At 70.8% G+C, this 3,898-nt stretch carries 4 protein-coding genes and 2 pseudogenes; 4 read left to right on the forward strand and 2 right to left on the reverse strand.

Annotated elements, in window-relative coordinates:
* A partial coding sequence (locus AB0D66_RS34150) for an ABC transporter permease subunit (protein ID WP_362311042.1) occupies positions 1–583 on the forward strand: 583 nt, incomplete at its 5' end.
* Position 584: 1 nt separating this feature from the next.
* Complete coding sequence (locus AB0D66_RS34155; RefSeq protein ID WP_362311043.1) at positions 585–1,556, forward strand: ABC transporter substrate-binding protein; 972 nt, start codon at positions 585–587, stop codon at positions 1,554–1,556.
* Between the two features lie 70 nt (positions 1,557–1,626).
* On the opposite strand, the gene AB0D66_RS34160 is transcribed toward AB0D66_RS34155, so the two are convergent.
* Positions 1,627–2,841: a S8 family serine peptidase gene (locus tag AB0D66_RS34160; RefSeq protein ID WP_362311044.1), complete on the reverse strand. Its 1,215-nt coding sequence runs from the start codon at positions 2,839–2,841 to the stop codon at positions 1,627–1,629.
* Positions 2,842–3,182: 341 nt separating this feature from the next.
* Here AB0D66_RS34160 and AB0D66_RS34165 point away from each other — a divergent pair, with 341 nt between their 5' ends.
* Entirely contained in the window at positions 3,183–3,506 is a 324-nt protein-coding gene (locus tag AB0D66_RS34165; protein ID WP_362311045.1) for a putative quinol monooxygenase, read from the forward strand.
* 96 nt (positions 3,507–3,602) lie between these two features.
* Here the strand turns inward: AB0D66_RS34165 and AB0D66_RS34170 are convergent.
* A pseudogene (locus tag AB0D66_RS34170) lies at positions 3,603–3,791 on the reverse strand (iron chelate uptake ABC transporter family permease subunit); the annotation flags it as partial.
* Between AB0D66_RS34170 and AB0D66_RS34175 the strand changes: the two are divergent.
* Positions 3,791–3,898: pseudogene (locus tag AB0D66_RS34175) on the forward strand (iron chelate uptake ABC transporter family permease subunit); the annotation flags it as partial. The pseudogenes AB0D66_RS34170 and AB0D66_RS34175 overlap by 1 nt on opposite strands.

Here is a 3,898-nt window from a genome sequence, read left to right on the forward strand (position 1 = left end):
GGTGCTCGGCGTGTGGGAACCGTCCCTCGACACCCTCTCGCAGGTGCTGGCCGCCGTCGCCGTCACACTGGTCCTCGGTTTCGCGATCGGCGTCGGCGCCGCCCGCAGCGGCCGCGCGCAGCGTCTGCTGCGGCCGGTGCTCGACGTGTGCCAGACCATGCCGCAGTTCGTCTACCTCATCCCGGTGGTCGCGCTGTTCGGCGTCGGCCGTGCGCCGGCCGCGGCCGCCGCCGTCGTCTACGCGCTGCCGGCCGTCGTACGGATCACCGCCGACGGCCTGCGCGAGGTGAGCCCGGCGGCCCTGGAGTCGGCCCGTTCGCTCGGCGCCACCGGCTCCCAGCAGCTGCGCCAGGTCCAGCTGCCCCTGGCCCGGCCCGCGTTGCTGCTGGCCGTGAACCAGGCGGTGGTGCTGGTGCTGGCCGTCGTCATCATCGGCGGCCTGGTCGGCGGCGGGGCGCTCGGATACCAGGTCGTACTCGGTCTGGCCCAGGGCGACCTGGCCACCGGCCTGGTGGCCGGAGCCGCGATCGTCTGTCTCGGTCTGATGCTCGACCGGATCACCCAGCCCGCGAAGGAGTCCTGACATGAACGTCAACCGTCGCGGCCGTCGCCGCCTCGGCGCGTTCGCCGCCGTGACCGCGCTGGCCGTGCTCACCGGGTGCGGCGCGGCCGACATGACCCGCCAGACCTCCCCGTACGCGGCCGCGGAGGGGGCGAAGACCGTCACCCTCTCCGTGCAGTCCTGGGTCGGCGCCCAGGCGAACACCGCCGTCGCCGCCTACCTGCTCGAGCACGAGCTGGGCTACCGGGTCGACACCGTGCAGGTGGACGAGGTCCCCGCGTGGGACGCGCTCAGCCAGGGCCGGGTCGACGCGATCCTGGAGGACTGGGGCCATCCCGAGCAGGAGAAGCGGTACGTCCAGGACAAGAAGACCATCACCGCGGGCGGCGAGCTCGGTGTGACCGGCCACATCGGCTGGTTCGTGCCGACGTACTTCGCCGAGGCCCATCCGGACGTCACCGACTGGAAGAACCTCGACAAGTACGCCGACCTGCTGCGCACGGCCGAGAGCGGCGGCAAGGGCCAGCTGCTGGACGGCTCCCCGTCGTACGTCACGAACGACAAGGCGCTGGTGAAGAACCTGGACCTGGACTTCGAGGTCGTGTTCGCCGGCTCCGAGGCCGCCCAGATCACCCAGATCAGGCAGTTCGCGAAGGAGCGCAAGCCGTTCCTCACCTACTGGTACAAGCCGCAGTGGCTGTTCGAGCGGGTGCCCATGACGGAGGTGAAGCTGCCCGAGTACCAGGAGGGCTGCGACGCGGAGCCGGAGCAGGTGGCCTGCGCCTACCCCCACACCCCGCTGCAGAAGTACCTGAACACGCAGTTCGCGCAGACGGGCGGGAAGGCCGCCGAGTTCCTGAAGCGGTTCCGCTGGGACGTCGAGGAGCAGAACGAGGTGGCGCTGATGATCGCCGAGGAGAAGCTGCCGCCGGAGCAGGCGGCGAAGAAGTGGGCGGAGCGCAACCGGCAGGTCTGGGAGCCCTGGGTGCGCTGACCCGCACGACGCCGAGGCCGCCACACCCCCCTCTGGTGCGGCGGCCCCGGCGTGTTCCGGGCGGCTGCGCCTACTGCGCGGCCACCTTCAGCAGCTTGTTCGGGGTCCCGCTGCTCGGGTTGGTGATCTTCCCCGGGGTCGCCCCCGTGGTCAGGGCCTGGGCGACCTGCGTGGGCGACGCGTCCTTGTGCCCGGCGAGGTAGAGGGCCGCGGCGCCGACCACGTGCGGGGTCGCCATGGAGGTGCCGGAGATGGTCTTCGTGCCGGTGTCGCTGTCGTTCCAGGCGGAGGTGATGTCCGAGCCCGGTGCGTAGAGGTCCACGACGCTGCCGAAGTTGGAGAACGAGGACTGCGAGTCGTCGGCCGCGCTGGAGGCCACGGTGATGGCTTCGGGGACCCGCGAGGGCGAGCCCTGGCCGGCGTCGGAGGACTCGTTGCCCGCCGCGACGCCGAAGGTGACCCCGGCGGCTATGGAACGGCGCACGGCCTCGTCGAGCGCCTCGTCGGCGCCGCCGCCGAGGCTCATGTTGGCCACCGAGGGCCCGCTGTGATGCTGCGTCACCCAGTCGATGCCGGCGACGACCTGCTCGGTGGTGCCCGAGCCGTTGTCGTCGAGCACCCGGACGGCGACGACCTTGGCCTTCTTGGCCACCCCGTGGGAGGTGCCCGCGATGGTCCCGGCGACGTGCGTGCCGTGCCCGTTGCCGTCGTCGGCGGTCTGGTCGTTGTCCACGGCGTCGAAGCCGTGGGCGGCCCGGCCGCCGAAGTCCTTGTGGCTGATCCGTACGCCGGTGTCGATGACGTACGCCGTGACGCCCTCGCCGCCCGCGTCGGGGTACGTGTACTTCTCGTCCCCCGCGGTCGCCGTCTGGTCGATGCGGTCGAGGCCCCACGACGGGGGGTTGGCCTGGGTGGTGCTGATGGTGAACTTCTTGTTCTGGACGACCTTGCCCACGGCCGGGTCGGCGGCGAGGCGCTTGGCGCTGGTCTCCGAAAGCCCGGACGCGGAGAAGCCGTTGACCGCTGACGTGTAGGTGCGCTTCAGCTCCCCGCCGTACTTCTTGACGAGCGCCTGCCGGTCGGCGTCCTTGTCGAGGATGACGATGTAGCTGCCGCTGAGCGCACCGGGTGCGCCGAGCCCGTACACCGTTCCCTCGGCCGGCGTGCTGGCGCCGGCGAGGGAGGGCAGCAGCATGCAGACACCGGTTGCAGTGGCGACTCCCGTGGCCACTGCAAGGACCTGGAAGCTGCGCGAACGGGTGCGTGCGTGCTTGTGAGTTGACATGAAGAGAGTGCTCCTCGTGTTGACGTGTGGGGCGTCAAGGCGTGTTGCATGTCCCCTCGGGAGCCGAAAGATCTCCGGGGTACAGCTCGAAACCCTGACCGATTACCGGAGTTGATTCAAGGCCGCCCCGCCCGTCAGCGTTCTTCAACAAGCTTTCTTAAAGAGACCTCCGCGCGGGCCCCTCGGAATGACCACACTCTTCGAATCACCCACACATTCACGTCACTTGCCGGTGCATTCGCGAACACACTCCTGAAACACCGCCGCCGCGGAGTTGCGGGCGGCCCGGCACCCCGCCCCACCGCGCCGGCGCAAGCGCCCCCTGTGCCTACAATGCTCGAATGATCTTTATTGTGGTGAAATTCCCCGTGAAGCCCGCATACGTCGACCAGTGGCCGGAGAAGGTAGCGGAGTTCACCCGCGCCACCCGCGCGGAGCCCGGCAACCTGTGGTTCGAGTGGTCCCGCAGCCTGGAGGAGCCGGACGTCTACGTCCTGACCGAGGCGTTCCAGGACGACGCGGCGGAGGCGCACGTGACCTCCGAGCACTTCCGCACCGCCCTGGAGACCATGCGCCCGCTGATCACCCGTACTCCCGACATCGTCAGCACCACCATCGAGGGTGCGACCGGCTGGAGCCGGATGGGCGAGCTGCAGATCGACTGAGCCCCCGCATGCCGCTGGACCGGGCCCCAGGCCCGGTCCAGCTCGTGGGGCGCCCTCCGGCCCCGACGCGACCCGCGCGGGCCGGCTTCGCGCCGCCTACCGGCGGCTGCGGATGAGCAGGTACAGGAAGTACGGCGTGCCGATGACCGCGGTCATGAGGCCGGCGCCGAGCTGGGTCGGCGCGATGACGGTGCGGCCCACCAGGTCCGCGGTGCAGACGAGGAGCGCACCGAGGAGCATCGAGACCGGGACCACCCGGACGTGCTGCCGGCCCACGAGGGCGCGGCCGCCTCGGCTTCCTGACCCTCGCCGTCCTGCTCAGCGCGACCGCCGTGGCCGCCGCCGGCACGATCGGCTTCGTGGGGCTCGTGGCACCGCACGCGGCGCGCGCC

This window comes from Streptomyces sp. NPDC048270 (assembly GCF_040652335.1).
GTDB lineage: Bacteria > Actinomycetota > Actinomycetes > Streptomycetales > Streptomycetaceae > Streptomyces.

Bases quoted from the DNA above. Each gene is read 5' to 3' on its own strand.
- AB0D66_RS34155 (WP_362311043.1), top strand. From the start codon at position 585: ATGAACGTCAACCGTCGCGGCCGTCGCCGCCTCGGCGCGTTCGCCGCC.
- AB0D66_RS34160 (WP_362311044.1), bottom strand. From the start codon at position 2,841: ATGTCAACTCACAAGCACGCACGCACCCGTTCGCGCAGCTTCCAGGTC.
- AB0D66_RS34165 (WP_362311045.1), top strand. From the start codon at position 3,183: ATGATCTTTATTGTGGTGAAATTCCCCGTGAAGCCCGCATACGTCGAC.